Here is a 17524-nt window from a genome sequence, read left to right as displayed (position 1 = left end):
GCGGGAAAACAGCGTGCCGGTTCACCCGCTGTCCGACATGAAGGCTGTCAGGCCACGCGCGTCATGCGGCTCGCCTTCGACAAGAATGTTCGCCTCCCAAGCGGCGTCGACAAATGCTTGCCGCGCTTTGCCGGACGTAATTTCACCGGTCCGGGCGCGATTCAATACATCAGCGGCCGCCAGCGCCAGCGGAGCATTGCGCGCCGGCCATTTCTCGCTTTTCAGGCAATGTACTGCTTCGAAAACGGAACTGACCAATCGCGATCGCCCAGGCTTGCCGAAATAGATGCAAACAGGGGTATCGAACTCTGTTCTCAGCACCGTATTCCTCCCGGTTCAAGCAAGGTGGCCGCTTCAAGCAAGGTGGCCGCTTCAAGCAAGGTGGCCGCTTCAAGCAAGCTGGGCGTCTTCAGGGTCTACACGGCCGTCCGATGGGCGTTTCGGCCAGACGTCGTGGGCCTTCGCAGCTGTTGTGGGGCGTGCTGGTATTTCGGCTGCGATATCGTAGGCCAGAATGCCCGCCTTGCGGGCGAACGTATCGAACGCCGCGCGCACCGTCTCGACGTCGACCTCGTCAGCCAGCCCGGCGCGACAGGCATCGAACGCCGCCTTGTGCGCCGGACCGCGGCTCGGCCATTCGTTTAAGACGTCATAGGCCTGCCAGATATTCTCGACATGGCGAGGGAAACCAAGGCCGACGAGAATTGGAACGGGACGGCCAAACGATTTTTTTGTCATCTGTGTCTCCGCGAAAGAGCCTGTCGCATCAACGTCCGGGGCGCACACGAGGCTCATGCTCTTTAACGCGGGATTGCTGCACGGGTTGCAGCAGGTTTGTTCGATCGTGCGCAGCCGGTCACTTGTTGGTCCGCATCTTTTGCCGGGGATTGATACCGCCTTGCGGCGTGGTGTCGTTCTCGACATCGCCTTCGAACGTATTGTTGCCCTGATCGAGCCGGTCGCCCTCCTTGATCGTGCCCCTGGAACTGCCGATGCCGGGATCGTTGGCAAGATCGCTATCGGCCGGCGTTTTGCCTTTGGCGTGCTTGTTTCCTGTCATGGACTCCTCCTGTTTCTTGAGGTTGCGGGCCGCCCTTGAGGTCGCAGCCAAGGCTCGCTGCGAGATCGCATTTCGACGCGCCAAATGTCGGCGCGCGAATTTGTCGGACGACCTTGATTTTGAACTCCGCGATCCCGATGGTTGTTCCGTCAAAAATATCGCCGTCGCCGGGATTGCTCAGCCAAGTCCTCTCCGGTGTCTGGAGCCGGGTGCTTTCGCCAACCGGAACGATCTTTCGCCCAATGCATTTAACTGGTCTGCGCTCACGAACTCATTCTGGACGGGAGCTGGACCATTGCCACCTACAGCCTACGCCTTGGCGACTCGCGAAACCGAAGAAGTTTCCATCGTCGACCTCATACCCGCTTTGAGGGCTTTCGCCCGCACCTTCTGCCGCACCCCCGATGATGCCGACGACCTGGTCCAGGAGACGCTGACCAAGGGCTTGGCTAACATTGACAAGTTCGAAGCTGGAACGCGCATGAAGTCATGGCTCTTCACGATCATGCGCAACACCTACTACACGCGTGTCAGGGCCGCGGTGAGGGAAGCGCCCGGCCTGCTCGACTGCGCTTCGCTGCGGCCGATCTCGGAAGCGACGCAGGAATGGTCCGTACAGGGCAAGGAGGTCCACCAGGCCATCCAGAGCCTTCCTGAGCATCAGCGCGAGGTTCTGATGTTGATAGGCGTTCTGGGCGTCAGCTATGAGGAAACGGCCGAAATATGCGGTTGCGCGGTGGGAACCGTGAAGAGCCGGCTCAACAGGGCACGCGCCGGCGTGCTGGAATACCTTGGCGAAAGTTCCTCGCAAACCCTGATGGAAAGGCGCAGCTATCTGTCCGAAGGACAACTGGACTTCGAAGCCGAGAGGCGCCGCTAATACACGTGACGTTAGTTGCTGGTCTCGCGCAAGCGCCTTTCGACAAGCGCATGCTGCAACTCGATCGCAAGTTTGGTCAGCCGGTCAGGAACCCTTTCCTGTTCGATGGCCGCAAGCAAGGAAGCGATTTCCCGGTCTATCGTCAGATCGGCACGCGTGCTGACAGAATCTTCCCTTGAGCGAGACATCGCGTTCTCTTGGCAAATGTTGGTCCCTTCACCTCACTCTGGTGGCAACAGTGCGAGTTTGCAAGAATTTGCAGGCCATCCATGCGACCGGCTTCGGTCCTTGCACAGCTTCGTCAGCGGTTGGCCTCTCGCTGCGTTTCAATTGCTCGCCGGCTGCAAGCCATATGCCGCCGCAACGATCAGTCTTCAGGCCGCCGATCCGCCGAATGATCCTGGTACTGCTCGGACTTGACCCGATTGCCGTCGAGCCCACGCTCCTTGGTGTGCTGCTTCTTGTCTCTGTTGGACAGAACGGCGTTCTCTCCGATCTTGTCCTTGGAAAGATCGGTCATCGCGCCAGCGCCAGCGCCTTTGCCGTGACTGCCGCGACCGATGTGCTTCTTGCTGCCGGACGCCATCTTGTCCTCCTTCATACCGTCGAATAGCGGCTTTTCCCGTTCGGCATCCGAACCAGCGTTGGGCCGCAATGTTCCGCCGGAAATCGTAAGCAGGAAGGCATCGCCGTCCCAGTGCCGGAACGGCTTTTCGCCGTCGACAAGGACTTGCATGCCATTTGCGTTGGCGAAGTTTTGGACATCGGCGCGATCCAGCGCCGGCGATCCGCGATATGAATAATTCAAAAGCGCGGCCATGCCCGGCCTCTTCAGCACGCGCGCGATTTCCACGAAATGTCGCTCCGCAAGGCCGGCCAGCACCAGATAGGGAAAGCTGTCGACGGCCAGCACGCGGTCGAAGCTGGCATCGCAAAAATCGGCAAGATCGAAACCGCGCGCAGGGCGGAATTCCACATTGCCGAGCCCGGCGCATCGCCGGCGGGCGATCGAGATCATCGCTGGGGATATATCGACGCCGACGAGCCGGTGCGACAGAGCGGAGAGCGCGCGTTCGAAGCGACCGATACCACAGCCGATGTCCAGTATGTCGCGGCCGGTGCCGGTAAAGCCTCGCCTCTCCAGCCATGCGACGATCTCAGCCGTAGCGGCAGAGAGGTTTTCCTCATCGCCCAACGACGACAGCTGGACGCTCGCCGCCGGGGAGATCGCCGCCGCCGCGTCAAACCCGGCCGCCAGCCGCTTGACGACCGCATCGTCGGTCTCGTCCTCGCCACGCTCGTGCCGAACGGCACCACCTGTTTTGCGCAGCGTGGCGAAGATCTCGGGCCTGCGCCGAAGCAGGTCGGCAATCCGTTGCAGTTTTGCCGTGTTTCGCGGGTCAGCCGAGTGCGTGTTTTGCGCAATCTTCGCCAATTCTGCAGCATCGATTCCTGTCTCGAAACGGAGAGCCAGCCTGGCGATGACGGCTTCGACGCCGGCACCGTCTGCCATGCAATCCTCCAGCACCCGCCTTGCTGATATCGACCGCCGAGATTCTGGCTGGGTCGCGCTCATCGCCCTTTGCTCCGCGTCCAGATCTTGCGCATCGTCCACCGGTCGACGGCGCCCCAGCTGTACTTGTAGGCCTCTTGTCCGCGCAGAAAATCGAACTCTTCCGCGCCTTCGCAGATCGCCTGCCTTATCGCCTGGCCGATGAGCAGCGCGCCGGGACTTTCCTCGGCATAGGCCGGATCGAAGCCACCGAAATAAGCGCAAGCGCGGCCACGATGATGGAACCCGTAATAGGCGCCCACGATCGCGTTACCGATCGTGATGAGCCAGCATCGGGCAAGCACCTGTGCGACCAGCTGCGGCAGCGCCTGACGGTGGAATGCTTCAACGCGGGAATCGGACAGAACGCCGTCGCCGTGTCCGGCCCAGCGCGCGCGATGAAGGCGGATCAGGTGGTCGAGGAATGTCTGCGGATCGGACAAAGCGGGTTCGATGGAGACACTGCCGCGTCTCGACGCGGCCCTGTGGGCGCGCCGCAATTGGCGCCTCCGCCGTGCCGGAACGCAGCCTTGAAGCGTCTGGTCGCCGGCGAGGGCGAGCACCGGGCAAGCGGCATGACCGACGGCTTGGCACGATTCGAGCGCGGCATGCCTGATGGCAAGGCCGGCGCCGCCGGGAGGCAGGTCCTGCAAGATCCACTGTGACCAGCCGACGGAAAGAACGGCGCCACCGATGACTGCGCCGACCGGTTCGGCCATCTCGGGAAGACAAAGGACATCCAGATAGTCGCTCAACGAAATGCCGAGCGGAAGCAATCGCGCGGCGGCGTCGTGGCGTTCCAGATAGAGTGGCGCCAGGCCGACCAGATCGTCGCCACGCCAGACGGCGACCGTCGCTAGCTCGCCGGGAGCAAATGTCCGCCACCATGGCAGCAACCATGCGGGAGACTGGAACGGCGTCGCCGAGGGACTGCGCGACCAGAGTTCCCACCAGTGCGGCTCGAGGGCTTCGAGGTCCGCCGGATCGTCGATGATCTGACTGCGGAGCATGTCCTGCTCACCTCGCCGTCGCGAGCTGCCCGCTGTCTGTGCCGAGCCGTGCCAGCGCCCGATAGGCGTCCATGTAGGAGGAAACCATGCGGTCGAGTGAAAAGCGCCGCCGCGCCTCGGCTCGGCAGGTCTCGGGGTCCAGGCTGCGTGCAGCAGCGATGGCTTCGGCCATCTCGTCGACATCCCCGACCAGATACCCGGTCTTGCCGTGCTCGACCACATCCGGCAGTGCGCCATTCGGGAAGGCCACCACAGGGGTGCCGCAGGCGAGCGCCTCCATTGCGACGAGCGAACTGGTCTCCGCGGCAAGGCTCGGGATGACTAGGCAGCGGGCTGTATTCAGCAGGCGCCGCTTGGCGACAAAGCCGAGCGGACCAAGGAAGCGGCGCCGGTCGTCCAGCCGGCGTTCGACCTCGTCGCGAAAATACGTTGTGTGCGTTTCATAGGGGTAGACCTTGCCACCGATGACCAGCGGCACGCTGGCCTTCTTGGCTGCGTCGAGCGCCAGATGGATGCCCTTTTCCGGGCAGACGCGGCTGAGCACGAGCGCAAAGTCGTGTTTGGCCTGCGGCTCGCTCAGCGCGTCGACGTCCACTCCGTTGGGAATCGGCCCAATCAGCCTGGCTCCCGGCGGCGCGGTTCTTTGCTGAGCCGCCGATACCGCATGCAGCCACAGATCCTCCCGCGCCGGATTGAGGGCGTCGGCCGGATACCAGTCGAGCGGCAAATGCAGGGTCACCAATGTCGGCCCGTCGCCCGGCAGATAGGCATCGAAATCGATACCGTGCAAATGGACCACGTCGATTCGCCAGCGAGCCCGTGCGGTAGCAATTGCGGCGCAATGAGCACGCTGCGCCCGGCGCTTGGCCGCTTCATCGAGCACGCCCGGTTCGGCCGGCGTCTCGATGAGGACACCCGCAGCGCTCGAGCCCTGGCAGCCGATCACGATCGAGCGGTGTCCGGCCTGTACGAGCGCCTGGTCGAGCATCGACAGCACCTGCTCGGCACCACCGACCGCATCCGGCCCGACCGGGGCGAGGGGATAGGCGACGTTGAGGACGGTGAGCGTCATGGCTGGAGAGCCGAAGCTCCTCACGCTGCGGAGGCGCGCAGCCTGCCGAACGAAGGGGCAGCGATGCTGCCGGCATATCGGCGCGTCATTGCCGCGCAGAAGTCGGCGAATTCCTCCGGCACCAGCGGCGGACTGCTGTGGTGCGGCATCATTCCGCGGTGTTCCGGCGTGAAGCAGAAAGTAACCGTCACGTCGAAGTCGGCCAAAGCTTCCATCTGCCGGTCGAACCAGTCAAGTGCGTTCGGCCTGAAGCTGTCGGCCCAGGAAAGCCCGGTGCGCAGATTGGTGACGCCGAGGCGTTTCATCCAGGCAACGGCATCGTCCAGCCGGTGATCTTCGAAATGGAACCACTGCACCAGTCCCATTGCCGGCGTGTGGTGCAGGAACTCCTCAAGCGCGGGCTTTGGCGTGCCGTCCTGGCGGAGCAAGCCCATGTAGAAATGGCGGTAGTAAGACGAGCCTTCCGCCTCGCGATGGCGCGTCGTCGCTTCCCACTCGCGCGGCAGGTCGTAGAGGCTGTACCATTGGATGCGCGGTGCGTTGCCGATCAGCAATTCCGCGGTCCGGCGCAGGCCCCAGACCTGTACCTCCTCGGCGCCGAAGGTCGACACGCCGACCTCGCTGACCCATACCGGAAGATCGGTGACAGCCGAAATCTCGCCGATCTTCTGCGGCCATTCGTGGATCTGCCAGAGGTTCCAGTCGAGCGGAAAGCCGTGCACGGCGACTGCGTCGACATGATCGAGCACGCCGAATTCCTTCATCCGTGTCATGAAGCCGGCATCGATCGGCGAGATGCCGCCAAGGACCTTGGTCAAGGCCGGATTCTCCAACGCGATCGCGTCAGCGGCCAGGATTGCCGTAGCGGCGAAGCGACTCCAGTCGGGGTCGAGCTCGGGATCCCAGTGGGATTTGTTGTTGGGCTCGTTCCAGATCATGGCGGCTTCAATCATTTATCTGTCCTTTCGACGGGTAGACGGCGCCGCCGCCGGCCGGCACGTCGCCGGTGCGGCAGAAATAGACCTCCTGCTCCGGTTGCAGCACGATCTCGAAGCCGGCGCTGCGCAGCATGGCTTCGGTGCAGGCGCGATTGGGAATCCACCAGTTGGTCGGGTCGTCGGCATAGCGATGCTCGATGAAATGCAGCTTTGGGAACTCCGGCCGGTCGAACAGGTCGTGGGTCCAGAAATGATAATTCTGCTCGAGCGCCGGCACGTTGGTGCTGCCGCGCTGCATCGACTGGAAGATCATCAGGTCCCGGGCGACGTGCTCCCGGATCAGATCGAGTGCGAGCAAGGGATGGCGCAAATGGTAGAGCACGCCCATGAACAGCACGATGTCGAACCGCTCATGCAGGGCGCCAACGTCGTAGACCGAGAGCTGCCGGAATTCGATGTCGCAGTCTGCTACCTCGGCGGCAAAGCGCGCCTGCGCCAGGTAAGCCTCATCGAAATCGATGCCAAGCACGCGGCCGGCGCCGCGGCGTTTCATCTCGATCGAATAGAAACCCGCATTGCAGCCTATGTCGAGCACCGCCTTGCCGGAAAGATCGGCGGGAATGGCGTCGGCGAATTTGCGCCATTTGATCAGCGGATAGTTGCCAAGGAAATGGTCGGGAGCGGTTTCGATGCCGGCCAGTTCCATATTGTGGAACCATGGGCCGAGCGCATCGATACGGCGGCGGATTTCGGCATCGGAATGCAGCATGGCTAGCCTCCTTCGCCTGCGAGGACAGGGACGTGCTGGTGGCCGGGCAGCGTAATGGCGGCTTGGTCGTCCTTGGTACCGGCGGCGCTTTCAAGCAGGCGAAGTGCGGTGCGGTAGCCGTTGAAGGTGCCGACGTCGACATAGGCGGTGCCAGCCTTGATGCCGCAGGCATCGCCTCCGGCGGCGAGATAGGCATTGACCAGCGTGCCGATATATTCGTCGCACCGGTCCCGTTCCCGCCACAGCGCGGCGAGCTGGTGAAGGGTGCGGCCGGGCATCTTGAACGCACCCCAGATCCAGTTCGACGCGGCATTCTGCTGTTTGACCTGGATTTGCTTCACCCGGCTGTCCTGGTCGACAACGACGGCGTCGAAGAACTCCGGCTGGTCCACCGGAAACAGCAGGAAGGACAGGCCGTCGTCCGGGAGGGCCAGGAAGCCGTCTTCGGGAAACCAGATCGTATCGGGCAACCCGACCAGAACGGTCTCATCGGCTGTGACGAGCGGTGCGGCACGGAAGATGGCGTCGCAAAGGCCGACCGGAGAGGGCTGCACCACAAACAGCGCAGTCGCGTCGGCATAGCCGGCAGAATAATATTCGAGGATATCCGACTTACCCGAGCCGATGACGAAGCAGATCTTGTCGGCCCCCGCGCGCACCATGCGGCGCACCAGGTATTCGCTGACCGCGCAAGGCCGCTCGGTGTTGCCGTCGATGCGGCTGCCGACCGGCAGAAGCTCCTTCGAAAAGCCGAGCGGCTGGATGCGGCTTCCCCGTCCGGCTGCGGGCACGATGCCCAACATCAAACTGCCTCCTTCAACGGCTCGCCATGCGTGGAGCCGTGCAGTGCATCGGACAGGATGCGGTCGAATTCCTTCGCGCGCCGTGCCGAGGTGTGTTCCTCCAGCACCCGCTCGCGCGCTCGGCGGCGGATGGCGTCAAGCTCGGCGTCGGACAGGTCGAGCGCGGCGACCACGTCGTCGGTGCTGTTCGCCACGACGATCTCTTCGCCGGGCCGGAAAAAGGCCTCCAGTCCCGGCCATGTGTCGCTCACCATCGCGGCACCGCAAGCGGCGGCTTCGAACAGCCGGCCGGATGGGCACCAGCCCCTTTCTGCCATCGCCTCGCGGGTCACATTCAGAGTCAGCCGTGATGATGAAAAGAAGGCGGGGTGGTCGGCGGGCGGCAGGTGACGGACGAAGAAAATATTGTCGCTCCACGGGAATTCCTGCGGATATTGTGCGCCGCCAATGATGAAGCGGCGCTCCGGCAGGCGCGCAGCCGGACTGACCAGCAGCCTCTCGACCCCGGCCTGGCGGTCTGCCGCATAGGTCCCGAGATAGGAAAGGTCGCCGGCAAACTCCGGCCTGGGCAGAGCCGGCCGGTGTCGCTCTGGATCGACATGGCCGTAGAGCGGCATGACGTGGCGCGCACCCAGCATCGACCTCAATGCGTCGATCGCGGTTCCTCCCGTGTAGCTCAGCACGAGATCGAAATCGCGAAGCCCTTCCGGCCCGAAATAGGCCGGAGGCTCACCTTGTTCGATCCGCGCCAGCGTCACCGGCGTGTCCAGATCGTAGAACACCTTCAGTCCGCGGCAGGCCTGGTGGGCAAGGCGCGACGCGCTCACGGCATCGGGGCAATAGGAGGTGACGATGACGACATCGGCCTCACTCATCGCCTGCTCGGCAACGCTCTGGATGTCCTGCCAGTCCGGATAAAGGACAATGCTGCCGCCATCCAACTGATCGAGGTCGCGCGTCCCGGCATAATAGGGAGTGTTGCGTTCGAAGAAGGTGATGGACCAGCCCAGCCCGGCCATCGCCCGGATCAATCCGCGCCACAGTGTGGCGTGCCCATTGCCCCACGACGATGTCACGGTAAGACCGAAAATAGCCATGCGCATCCGGCAATTCCTCGTCAGGCAGCTTCGTTGAGTCTGATCAGCTTCGACCCCCAGTCCCCCCAAACAACCGTGGTGATCGAGGCTGGGTCGATATCGAAGCGAAAGCAGTTCCCCAGCGATAGGCCGAGCACCTTGCACACGGCGGCCTTGATGACGTCGGCATGGCTGACCAGTGCGACGCCCTGGTTCTGGTACGTGCCGCGGACCTGCTCGATCAATGAGACGACGCGTTGCTGCACGTCCAGCATGGTCTCGCCGCTCGGTGTTCTCGCCTGCTGACGCTGGTCGTTCCACACCCGCCAGTCGGCATCCTGGTTCAGCTCCTCGAAGGTCTTCCCCGACCAGGTGCCGAAGTCGATCTCATCGATCTCCTCGCGGATCGCGATTTCACCGGCATTGCAGGCGAGCGCGATCGGATTGGCAGTCTCCTGCGTGCGTTCGCGCGGGCTGCAGAAGATTGCCGCTATCGCCTCACGTGCCATGCGGTCTGCCAGATGCGAGGCCTGTGCCTTGCCGGCTTCGCCGAGGCAAACGCCGGCCATCCTTCCGGCAAGATAACAGCCGACATTGTCGTGCGCGGCGTGGCGCACCAGAAAGAACGTCGTCGTCATTCCGCGGCATCGAGCATCGGCTCGTCCTTGCCGGCGATAAAAGAGAGCGTGCGCTGGCGCGCTTCCGCGTCGGTGAACTGCTCGGGCGGCGATTTCATGAAATAGCTGCAGGGACCGGTCAGCGCGCCCGCGATACCGCGGTCGAGCGCCAGCTTGGCGCAACGCACCGCATCGATGACGACGCCGGCCGAATTGGGCGAATCCCACACTTCCAGCTTGAGCTCGGCATTGAGCGGTACGCCGCCAAAGGTCGTGCCTTCGACCCGGATATAGGCCCACTTGCGATCGGTCAGCCACGGGACATGGTCGCTCGGCCCGACGTGAATGTTGCCGGGCTCCAGGGGAACGTCGATCTGGCTGGTGACGGATTGCGTCTTTGAGATCTTCTTCGATTCCAGCCGCTCGCGCTCCAGCATGTTGAGGAAGTCGGTGTTGCCGCCGAAATTGAGCTGGTAGGTGCGATCGATGCGCACGCCGCGCTCGCGGAACAGGTTGGCGAGCAGCCGGTGGACGATCGTCGCACCGACCTGGCTCTTGATGTCGTCGCCGATCAGCGGCAGGCCGTGCTGCTCGAAGCGCCGGCGCCACTCCGGCCGCGAGGCGATGAAGACGGGTATGCAGTTGACGAAGGCACAGCCCGCCTCGAGCGCGCACTCGGCATAAAAGCGCGTTGCCTCCTCCGAACCGACAGGCAGATATGACACCAGGATTTCGGCGCCGCTTTCGGCGAGGATCTTGCTGATGTTGGCGACGGGTTCGTCGGCCTCCACGATCTCGTCACGCAGATATTTGCCGATGCCATCCAGCGTCGGTCCGCGTTCGACGCGGGCGCCGGTAGGCGCTACATTGGCAAAGCGGAAAGTATTGTTCGGCGCGCTGTAGATCGCGTCGGCCACATCGCGTCCGACCTTGCCCTTGGCGACGTCGAAAGCGCAGACCACCTCGATGTCCTTGACATGGTAGCCGCCAAGATCGGCATGCATCAGCCCGGGTATGGGCTCATTGCTTCTTGCGTCGCGGTAATAGGTGATGCCCTGAACAAGGGAGGAGGCGCAGTTGCCGACGCCGACTATTCCGATCCGAACTTTCTTCGATCCCACGAAACCGCTGCCTATGCTGTTGAAGGTAAGTTCTTCGTGCCAAACCGCCTGCCTCGCTGATTGTTCCTTGCCGGCTGCAAAAATCGTGCAACCGATGGTGGATCAAAGTAGCGCTCGCCGAGTTGTGCAGTGAGGCCAACCGGGACGGGACAATGATCGTCTATGGCGACCACAAGCGAATTGAGAGCGCGCGACATGTTCGCAGCTCGGCCTGCGAAGCGGCCGGGCACATTGCGGACATGCCCAGCGGGATCGAACGCCACGCAGCCCTGGTCGGCCTGTTCATCAAGACCTCGGAATTGGTCCAGGGCCTTGCCGATGCTGAATTCGAGGCCAACGGCATGGACAGGAATTCCCGACAGCGGATCGCGGGCGCAAATCTCCTGGTCGGCTTGGCCCGGGACGTGGGCAGATCGTGGAGGGCCGGATTCGCCGTCGACGGCCCGATCGATGCCGACGTGCCGCGAATGCTGGCCGAACTCGATTGCGACGGCGAAATCCTCATCGGCACGGCCGAGGGCTACGCGCATTACGCGCTCTATCCGGAAAGCTATTTGGTCGCCGCGCGGCAGTCGGGTCTCGATGCGAACACATGCGTAATCGGCATCCGCAGCATCGGCCTGGGGCTTGCAGCGATGGTGGCTGCAGCCATCGGCGCACCGGCACCCGTCAGCGTCCGTCCGACCGGTCATCCGTTTCGCAGGCGGCTTGCCGCCGATCCGGAGTTGATCGGTAGCTGGATGGCGAAGCCGTCGGCCCGCTTTGCCATCGTCGATGAGGGCCCGGGCCTGTCCGGCAGCTCGTTTCACGCCGTCGTCGCATGGCTGCAAGCGCTGGATATCGATGCCGGGCGCATCCATCTGTTCCCCAGCCATTCGGGTGGGCCGGGGGCCGAGGCATCGGCGGACATCCGTGAGGCATGGACGGTTTGCCAACAACACACAGCGGATTTCGAACGGACTTTCCCCGCGGGATCCGCTCTGCCGGCGCTGCGGGATTGGGTGGCCAGGACGATCGGCCGCGCAGCGGTCAGCCTGATGGAAATATCCGCCGGAGAGTGGCGTCGCTTGCATTATGGCTCGCAGGATCATTGGCCACCCGTCCACCGCGGCTTCGAGCGGCGAAAGTTTCTTGCTTCTGCGGGCCGGGAAAAATGGTCGGTCAAATTCGTCGGCCTCGGTGAAATCGGAATGCACAAGGCCGAGACTGCCAGGAGGCTGCATGACGCAGGCTTTGGCCCGGAAATTGCCGGGCTGTGCCATGGCTTTCTCGTCGAACGCTGGAGCGACGGTGCAACGCTGGAGCGGGCAAGGCATTCGAAACAAAAAATGGTCGCTCATCTCGCGCGCTATCTGTCCTGGCGCGCAGCCAATCTGCCCGCCTCCGAACCGGGCGCCTCGCTGAAGGCGCTTGCCGACATGGCCGTGCGGAATACAAGCGAGGCTTTGGGCGAAAGCCGCGCGGCGGAGCTGCGGAACTGGTTCTCGAAACAGGCTCCACCAAAGACCATGCAGCGGGTCGAAATCGACGGGCGGCTTCATCCGTGGGAGTTCATCCTTTCGCGCGGCGGAACGCTGATCAAGACGGACGCCCTCGACCATTGCCGATCGCACGATCTGATCGGCTGCCAGGACATCGCCTGGGACATTGCCGGCGCCCGTGTCGAGTACAGCCTCTCCGACGCGGCGACTGCGGCACTGTGCAAAGCTGTCGAGGCGACTACGTCTCGTCCCGTCGATGCCAAACTGGTCCACTACTACGAGCCCTGCTATCTCGCCTTCCAGCTTGGCTTGTGGAGCATGGCTGAGCGATCGGGCGATGATCGGGAACAGATCCGGCTGGCGGCCGCGGCAAGACGTTACGCTGCCGCGCTGCTTCGTTTCCTGGAAAGCCAAGGCGACCTGCCGCCGCTCGAGCGGGATCAGTCCAGCCGGCGCAGCATATCCGCTTCCTTTTCGAGGATGGCGGCTACCTCCTCGCGCTGAAGATGCGTCATCATCAGGCTCACACAACATTCCAGATAGGTAATAGAGGCGCGCCGCAGGAAGGCAGCCGTCTCCTTTGCGGCCATTTGTTCGATGTCTTTGGCGGATCGCTTCGGATGCACAATCGTCTCCATGCCGGTACCTTGGCAGAACCAGAAGCTGGACGGGTTGTTCCCGCGACGAGAAAAAGTGACCAATCCGAAACGACCGCGCGATCATGCAGCGGCCAGACACTCCTCGCCTCAGGCCGGCAGGTTTTGCAGCCGGCCTGATGCAGAACGCACGGTGGCGGCAATTCGACGTCTTCTGTCGATCATCTGCGCCGTCTCAAGCTCGGCAAAATAGCCGATCGTGTGCATCAAACCCTGCCTGAGCGGCACTTTTGGCGACCAGCCGAGAAGCTTTCTTGCGCGGGAAATGTCGGGTTGCCGACGACGAGGATCGTCTTGCGGCAGCGGCAGGAATTTCAGGCCCGATTTGGTTGCGGTCATGCCTCTCACCAGGCTCGCCAGTTGCAGGATGGTGAACTCCCCCGGATTGCCCAGATTAACCGGCTGGCGTGGATTGGGATCGACCTCCATCAACCGGATCAAGCCGTCGACCAGATCGGAAACGTAGCAGAACGACCTGGTCTGCAGCCCGTCGCCGAATATCGTCAGCGGCCGTCTCTCGAGTGCCTGCATGATCAGATTGGAAACGATCCGTCCGTCCGCAGGGTCCATCCTGGGACCATAGGTGTTGAAGATGCGCGCGACACGGATATCGGCCTTTCCCATTCTCAAATAATCGAAGCATAAGGTTTCGGCGGTGCGCTTGCCTTCGTCATAGCAGGCGCGGGGGCCGATGCAGTTCACGTGGCCGACATAGTCTTCCTTCTGCGGATGCTGTTCGGGATCGCCATAAATTTCGCTGGTGGACGCCTGCAGGAACCGGGCGCCATTGCGGGCGGCGAGCTCCAGCAGATTGAGCGTTCCGATGACGCAAGTCCGCGTCGTATGGACCGGGTCGGCCTGGTAACGCGGCGGCGAGGCCGCGCACGCCATGTTGAAGATGCGGTCAACCGGTTCGCCAAGCTCCAACGGTCGGCAAATGTCTTGCTTGATCAGCCGAAAATCCGGACGATCGGCGATCGATGCTATGTTCTCCATGCGGCCGGTAAGGAAATTGTCGACGCAGATCACGCGCCAGCCGGCCTGGAACATTGTCTCGCAAAGATGCGAACCGAGGAAACCTGCGCCGCCGGCGACAAGCACGGTCTTGGTCCGTTGCGCCTTTCTTGATAGCTGCATCTCTATCTTCTCCCGTCTGCGGGTCATGCTGCGCTCTCGACGTCCAGATCGAGAACAGAACGTGGCGATTTGGCCTGCGCCAGCAGCGAAACGAATTCGCGGGCTCTTGCGATGCTTGTGTGAGCTGCGAGGATGAGCACGCGCGCCTGCCTGGCCATGGCAAGCCGGGCGCCGTCGGATTCCCCGGACAGGATACCGACTACGTCCTCGGTCCTGCGAGCCGTGTGGATCGTCCGCTCTGGAAACAGGCTGTCCAGTCCGGCCCAGCTATCGCTGATGATCGCCGTACCGCAGGCGGCTGCCTCGAAGAGGCGCACGCTGGGCGACCATCCGGCCGCGATCATGGAACTGCGCGTGACGTTCAACGTGTAGCGTTGGCGGCTGTAAAAGGCGGCGTGATCTGCCGGCGGCAGGTGTTCGATGCGATCCACATTGTCCGGCCAGGCGATTTCGCGCGGATATTGCGAGCCTGCCACGACGAAGCGGCGCTCCGGCATGCGACGCGCCGGTTCGAACAGCAGCGCCTCCAGCGTCGCCTGGCGGTCGGGGCTGTAGGTGCCGAGATAGCCGAGATCCCATCGAGTTGGATCACCGGTTCCGTGATGCCGTTCCGGGTCGACGGAGCAGTAGAGCGGCTCGGCCCGCCTCGCGCCGAATTCCGCCGTCAGACGGGCAAGCGTCGGCCCGCCGGTGAAGGAGAAATAGACGTCGAAATACGGGACCTGCCGCCGGCCAATGTACTCGCAATCATCGCTCGAAAGCTTTGCCAGCGTGATCGGCGTGTCGATGTCGTAGAAGCAGAACTGACCCGTGCACAGCGATGCCACGACGTCGATGATTTCAGGGCCTTCGGGAACGAAGGAGCCGACGACCACGATATCGGCATCGCGCAGGCAGCGCGCAAAATTGCGGCGAAGATCATCGATCGTTTCATAGTAGCGCAAGGCGCAGAAATCGGGATCGCGCAGATCCCGGTGACTTGCGTACCACGGCACGTCGCGTTCGAGAAAAGTGACGCGGTGGCCGAGTTCGTGGAGACCTTTAAGCAGCCCCCGAAAGGTGGTGGCGTGGCCGTTTCCCCAGGATGAGGAGAGCGACAGGCCAAGAAAGACGATGTCGAGCGGCTTTGTCATTCGGCCGCCTCCACGGTCGGACGCTCGAAATGGCGCCTGAAGATGGCGTCGGCCAAAATGGCACGTGTCGTATAGGTATGTTCGCCAAGCACGCGCCGAAGCGCCGATGTCCCGATCGCCTTAGCCCGTTCGGCACTAAGGCTTTGCATGATCTCGGCGACGTCCTCGCCATCGCGCGCGACCAGGATTTCCTCTCCGGGTTTCAGGAACAGGTCCACGCCGAGCCAGGCGTCGGTGATGAGGCATGCGCCGGCGCCCGCCGCCTCGAAAACGCGCGTCGCAGGTGAAAAGCCATTGGCCGCCATGCTGTCGCGGCTGATGTTCAGCACCGCCTTGGCCGTGACGTTCAATGCATTGTGGTCACGCGTGCCGACATGGCCGAGCCATCGGACATTGGCGGGCATCTGCTTGTCGCCCCAGCCCGATCCGCCGAGCAGGAAGCGCTGATCGGCGGAGCGGCCGGCCGGGTCGAGGAAGAAGGCCTCGACGCGCGCCTCGCGGTCCGGCAGCCGGTTGCCGAGAAAGGCGAGATCGCAGGCAAAGCGCATATCCTTGCCGACCGGATGATGCGTTTCCGGATCGAGCGCGTTGTAGATCGGCACGCATTCGGCCGCCCCCATTGCCCGATAGGCCCAGACCACCGGGTCGCCGCCGCCATAGGTCAGCACGAGGTCGATTTCCTGCAGCGCGCGATGCAGCGGATGGTCGGGCTCGTCGCGCAACTGGCCAAGCGTCGCCGGCGCATCGACATCCCAGAATACGGTGAGCGCATCGGCACGGGCGTGATCGAGCACCGCCCGCAGGAGCGCGTCGTCGGCGAAACCGACGCCGCTCGCCTTGACGACGATATCTGCCTCCGCCGCTCGCGCCGCCACCTGCATCATGGCATGCGGAGTGGCCTCGTAGACGACGACGGCACACCAGTCCGGCGCCTCGATATCGCGGTTCTTCTGGCGATCGTAGACGTCCGGCTCGTAGAAGGTGATGTCGTAGCCGAGCCTTGCCAGGGCCTTGAGCAGTCCGCGGTAATAGGTGGCCGCGCCGTTCCAATAGGACGACAGCAGGCTCGACCCGTAAAATGCGATCTTCATTCGGCGGCCTCCTTTGCAAGGATCGTGTCGGCGGCTTGGCGGTGCCCGCATTCGGCGAGCACGCCGAACAGCTCATCCGCCCGGTGCCGGCATGTGTGCCGCAAGCGAATGGTCTCGAGGCCCGACGTCGCCAGAGAAGCGGCGAGATCCGCGTCGTGCAGCACGGCGCGAAGATGACGCCGCATCTCGGAACCGTTGTTTGCAAACAGAAAATCTACGCCTGGCCTGAACAGGCATTCGACATCGGACCACGGCGCCGAAACCAGCGGGATGCCGCAGGCGAGCGCCTCGAACATGCGGATGGTCGGGATGCCGGGCAGGCTTTCGCGGTATGGACGCCGCGGGATGTGAATCGTGATGCGGTTCGCCGCGAATGCCTTCGGCACGTCGGCATTGGCGATCCAGCCTTCGCAGCGCAGGCCGGCGGCCGCAAGGTCGGCGAGCGCCTCCCGCGGATAGCGAACGCCGTGGACGGTTCCGCTCAGGCCGAGTTCACGCACCGGGCCGACCAGGAACTCCCTGATTTCGGCACTGCGCTCGTCGTCGCCCCAATTGCCGATCCAGATAAGGTCGGAACCACGCTCGATTTCAGGATGCGGCTGGAACAGGTGGTCATCGGCTGCTTCATGCCAGGTGAAGACCCGCTTGCCCCATCCGGCGCGAAGATAGCTTTCCCGCAGCGCCTCGCCGAAGGCGAGCACGCCGTCGTAATGTTCAAGCCGCAAGGCGGAAATCGCTTGCGTAGCCGAGATAGCGCGATGGTGCGTGTCGTGGAACAGCAGCGTGAAACGGCCGCCAGTTGCTTTCGCCCTGCCCAGCCGCGCAACAAGGTCCGGCTCGGTCCACTCATGCACGATCACCACATCGGCGTCGGAGATCCAGGCTTCGTGGTCGAAAGCGGCATCGTAGGTCACCGGCATCAACTCGGGAAAGTCCTTCCGGAATCGCTCGATCGCGAAGGACCCTTTCTCGGCCAGCAGGTTCGACCGGCTCCAGCCGTCGGCGGGCTCCAGCGCGATAGCCTGGTGCCCGCGCGCGACCAGCTCGCGCATGATGCCGCGCAGGAAATGTGCGTTGCCGTGGTTCCAGTCGGAAACGATCGAGTGGGTGTAGAACAAAAACCGCATG

Annotated in this window: 20 protein-coding genes and 1 pseudogene; 3 read left to right on the top strand and 18 right to left on the bottom strand. The window is 63.2% G+C overall.

Annotated elements, in window-relative coordinates; all coding sequences use genetic code 11:
* Window positions 1-21: 21 nt before the first annotated feature.
* The 3 genes from NKI39_RS05180 to NKI39_RS05170 all read right to left on the bottom strand — a co-directional run bounded on the left by NKI39_RS05180 (window position 22) and on the right by NKI39_RS05170 (window position 1060).
* The gene (locus tag NKI39_RS05180; RefSeq protein WP_352502171.1) at window positions 22-321 is read right to left on the bottom strand and encodes a DUF982 domain-containing protein; all 300 of its coding nucleotides are present in this window, start codon (window positions 319-321) and stop codon (window positions 22-24) included.
* Between the two features lie 69 nt (window positions 322-390).
* Window positions 391-738, bottom strand: coding sequence for a DUF982 domain-containing protein (locus NKI39_RS05175; RefSeq protein ID WP_352502172.1), 348 nt, complete (start codon window positions 736-738; stop codon window positions 391-393).
* A 118-nt stretch (window positions 739-856) separates the two neighbouring features.
* Window positions 857-1060, bottom strand: coding sequence for a hypothetical protein (locus NKI39_RS05170; protein WP_292657608.1), 204 nt, complete (start codon window positions 1058-1060; stop codon window positions 857-859).
* 316 nt (window positions 1061-1376) lie between these two features.
* Here NKI39_RS05170 and NKI39_RS05165 point away from each other — a divergent pair, with 316 nt between their 5' ends.
* Window positions 1377-1940: a sigma-70 family RNA polymerase sigma factor gene (locus NKI39_RS05165; protein WP_352488584.1), complete on the top strand. Its 564-nt coding sequence runs from the start codon at window positions 1377-1379 to the stop codon at window positions 1938-1940.
* Between the two features lie 50 nt (window positions 1941-1990).
* Window positions 1991-2119, top strand: coding sequence for a hypothetical protein (locus tag NKI39_RS05160; RefSeq protein ID WP_352502174.1), 129 nt, complete (start codon window positions 1991-1993; stop codon window positions 2117-2119).
* A 188-nt stretch (window positions 2120-2307) separates the two neighbouring features.
* On the opposite strand, the gene NKI39_RS05155 is transcribed toward NKI39_RS05160, so the two are convergent.
* The 10 genes and pseudogenes from NKI39_RS05155 to NKI39_RS05110 form a co-directional block, all read right to left on the bottom strand.
* Entirely contained in the window at window positions 2308-2526 is a 219-nt protein-coding gene (locus tag NKI39_RS05155; protein WP_352502220.1) for a hypothetical protein, read from the bottom strand.
* Window positions 2527-2718: 192 nt separating this feature from the next.
* A pseudogene (locus tag NKI39_RS05150) lies at window positions 2719-3453 on the bottom strand (class I SAM-dependent methyltransferase); the annotation flags it as partial.
* A 59-nt stretch (window positions 3454-3512) separates the two neighbouring features.
* Window positions 3513-4502 carry a GNAT family N-acetyltransferase gene (locus NKI39_RS05145; RefSeq protein ID WP_352502175.1) on the bottom strand — a complete coding sequence of 330 codons (990 nt, stop codon included), beginning with the start codon at window positions 4500-4502 and terminating at the stop codon, window positions 3513-3515.
* A gap of 7 nt (window positions 4503-4509) precedes the next feature.
* Entirely contained in the window at window positions 4510-5574 is a 1065-nt protein-coding gene (locus NKI39_RS05140; protein WP_352830888.1) for a glycosyltransferase, read from the bottom strand.
* Between the two features lie 20 nt (window positions 5575-5594).
* Complete coding sequence (locus tag NKI39_RS05135; RefSeq protein ID WP_352502177.1) at window positions 5595-6527, bottom strand: glycoside hydrolase 5 family protein; 933 nt, start codon at window positions 6525-6527, stop codon at window positions 5595-5597.
* Window positions 6520-7281, bottom strand: coding sequence for a TIGR04290 family methyltransferase (locus NKI39_RS05130; protein WP_352502178.1), 762 nt, complete (start codon window positions 7279-7281; stop codon window positions 6520-6522). Before NKI39_RS05130 ends, NKI39_RS05135 begins: the two co-directional genes overlap by 8 nt.
* Before the next feature lie 2 nt (window positions 7282-7283).
* Window positions 7284-8084, bottom strand: a complete 801-nt coding sequence (locus NKI39_RS05125) for a nucleotidyltransferase family protein (protein ID WP_352502179.1) — start codon at window positions 8082-8084, stop codon at window positions 7284-7286.
* Window positions 8084-9187: a CgeB family protein gene (locus NKI39_RS05120; RefSeq protein WP_352502180.1), complete on the bottom strand. Its 1104-nt coding sequence runs from the start codon at window positions 9185-9187 to the stop codon at window positions 8084-8086. The genes NKI39_RS05125 and NKI39_RS05120 overlap by 1 nt, the downstream gene beginning before the upstream one ends.
* Before the next feature lie 14 nt (window positions 9188-9201).
* The gene (locus tag NKI39_RS05115; protein ID WP_352472876.1) at window positions 9202-9798 is read right to left on the bottom strand and encodes a histidine phosphatase family protein; all 597 of its coding nucleotides are present in this window, start codon (window positions 9796-9798) and stop codon (window positions 9202-9204) included.
* Entirely contained in the window at window positions 9795-10898 is a 1104-nt protein-coding gene (locus NKI39_RS05110) for an inositol-3-phosphate synthase (protein ID WP_352488477.1), read from the bottom strand. Before NKI39_RS05110 ends, NKI39_RS05115 begins: the two co-directional genes overlap by 4 nt.
* A 239-nt stretch (window positions 10899-11137) precedes the next feature.
* Between NKI39_RS05110 and NKI39_RS05105 the strand changes: the two genes are divergently transcribed.
* Complete coding sequence (locus NKI39_RS05105; protein ID WP_352502181.1) at window positions 11138-12883, top strand: hypothetical protein; 1746 nt, start codon at window positions 11138-11140, stop codon at window positions 12881-12883.
* Here NKI39_RS05105 and NKI39_RS05100 read toward each other — a convergent pair.
* The 5 genes from NKI39_RS05100 to NKI39_RS05080 all read right to left on the bottom strand — a co-directional run bounded on the left by NKI39_RS05100 (window position 12820) and on the right by NKI39_RS05080 (window position 17523).
* Complete coding sequence (locus NKI39_RS05100) at window positions 12820-13017, bottom strand: hypothetical protein (protein ID WP_023676132.1); 198 nt, start codon at window positions 13015-13017, stop codon at window positions 12820-12822. The genes NKI39_RS05105 and NKI39_RS05100 overlap by 64 nt on opposite strands.
* A gap of 108 nt (window positions 13018-13125) precedes the next feature.
* A complete protein-coding gene (locus NKI39_RS05095; protein WP_352472879.1) occupies window positions 13126-14172 on the bottom strand; it encodes a UDP-glucuronic acid decarboxylase family protein in 1047 nt (348 codons plus the stop codon).
* Window positions 14173-14195: 23 nt separating this feature from the next.
* On the bottom strand, window positions 14196-15305 hold the full coding sequence (locus NKI39_RS05090; RefSeq protein ID WP_352502182.1) for a CgeB family protein: 1110 nt from the start codon (window positions 15303-15305) through the stop codon (window positions 14196-14198).
* Window positions 15302-16396 carry a CgeB family protein gene (locus tag NKI39_RS05085; protein ID WP_352502183.1) on the bottom strand — a complete coding sequence of 365 codons (1095 nt, stop codon included), beginning with the start codon at window positions 16394-16396 and terminating at the stop codon, window positions 15302-15304. Before NKI39_RS05085 ends, NKI39_RS05090 begins: the two co-directional genes overlap by 4 nt.
* A complete protein-coding gene (locus NKI39_RS05080) occupies window positions 16393-17523 on the bottom strand; it encodes a CgeB family protein (protein ID WP_352830885.1) in 1131 nt (376 codons plus the stop codon). Before NKI39_RS05080 ends, NKI39_RS05085 begins: the two co-directional genes overlap by 4 nt.
* Between the last annotated feature and the right edge of the window lies 1 nt (window position 17524).

Source organism: Mesorhizobium sp. M0664, assembly GCF_040320565.1.
In the GTDB taxonomy this organism is placed as follows: domain Bacteria; phylum Pseudomonadota; class Alphaproteobacteria; order Rhizobiales; family Rhizobiaceae; genus Mesorhizobium.
Note: the sequence above shows the minus strand (reverse complement) of the source record. Positions and strands in the feature narration are given on the sequence as shown.

Bases quoted from the DNA above. Each gene is read 5' to 3' on its own strand.
- NKI39_RS05175 (WP_352502172.1), bottom strand. From the start codon at position 738: ATGACAAAAAAATCGTTTGGCCGTCCCGTTCCAATTCTCGTCGGCCTT.
- NKI39_RS05170 (WP_292657608.1), bottom strand. From the start codon at position 1,060: ATGACAGGAAACAAGCACGCCAAAGGCAAAACGCCGGCCGATAGCGAT.
- NKI39_RS05160 (WP_352502174.1), top strand. From the start codon at position 1,991: ATGCTGCAACTCGATCGCAAGTTTGGTCAGCCGGTCAGGAACCCTTTC.
- NKI39_RS05155 (WP_352502220.1), bottom strand. From the start codon at position 2,526: ATGGCGTCCGGCAGCAAGAAGCACATCGGTCGCGGCAGTCACGGCAAA.
- NKI39_RS05145 (WP_352502175.1), bottom strand. From the start codon at position 4,502: ATGCTCCGCAGTCAGATCATCGACGATCCGGCGGACCTCGAAGCCCTC.
- NKI39_RS05140 (WP_352830888.1), bottom strand. From the start codon at position 5,574: ATGACGCTCACCGTCCTCAACGTCGCCTATCCCCTCGCCCCGGTCGGG.
- NKI39_RS05135 (WP_352502177.1), bottom strand. From the start codon at position 6,527: ATGATTGAAGCCGCCATGATCTGGAACGAGCCCAACAACAAATCCCAC.
- NKI39_RS05130 (WP_352502178.1), bottom strand. From the start codon at position 7,281: ATGCTGCATTCCGATGCCGAAATCCGCCGCCGTATCGATGCGCTCGGC.
- NKI39_RS05125 (WP_352502179.1), bottom strand. From the start codon at position 8,084: ATGTTGGGCATCGTGCCCGCAGCCGGACGGGGAAGCCGCATCCAGCCG.
- NKI39_RS05120 (WP_352502180.1), bottom strand. From the start codon at position 9,187: ATGCGCATGGCTATTTTCGGTCTTACCGTGACATCGTCGTGGGGCAAT.
- NKI39_RS05115 (WP_352472876.1), bottom strand. From the start codon at position 9,798: ATGACGACGACGTTCTTTCTGGTGCGCCACGCCGCGCACGACAATGTC.
- NKI39_RS05105 (WP_352502181.1), top strand. From the start codon at position 11,138: ATGCCCAGCGGGATCGAACGCCACGCAGCCCTGGTCGGCCTGTTCATC.
- NKI39_RS05100 (WP_023676132.1), bottom strand. From the start codon at position 13,017: ATGGAGACGATTGTGCATCCGAAGCGATCCGCCAAAGACATCGAACAA.
- NKI39_RS05095 (WP_352472879.1), bottom strand. From the start codon at position 14,172: ATGCAGCTATCAAGAAAGGCGCAACGGACCAAGACCGTGCTTGTCGCC.
- NKI39_RS05090 (WP_352502182.1), bottom strand. From the start codon at position 15,305: ATGACAAAGCCGCTCGACATCGTCTTTCTTGGCCTGTCGCTCTCCTCA.
- NKI39_RS05085 (WP_352502183.1), bottom strand. From the start codon at position 16,396: ATGAAGATCGCATTTTACGGGTCGAGCCTGCTGTCGTCCTATTGGAAC.
- NKI39_RS05080 (WP_352830885.1), bottom strand. From the start codon at position 17,523: ATGCGGTTTTTGTTCTACACCCACTCGATCGTTTCCGACTGGAACCAC.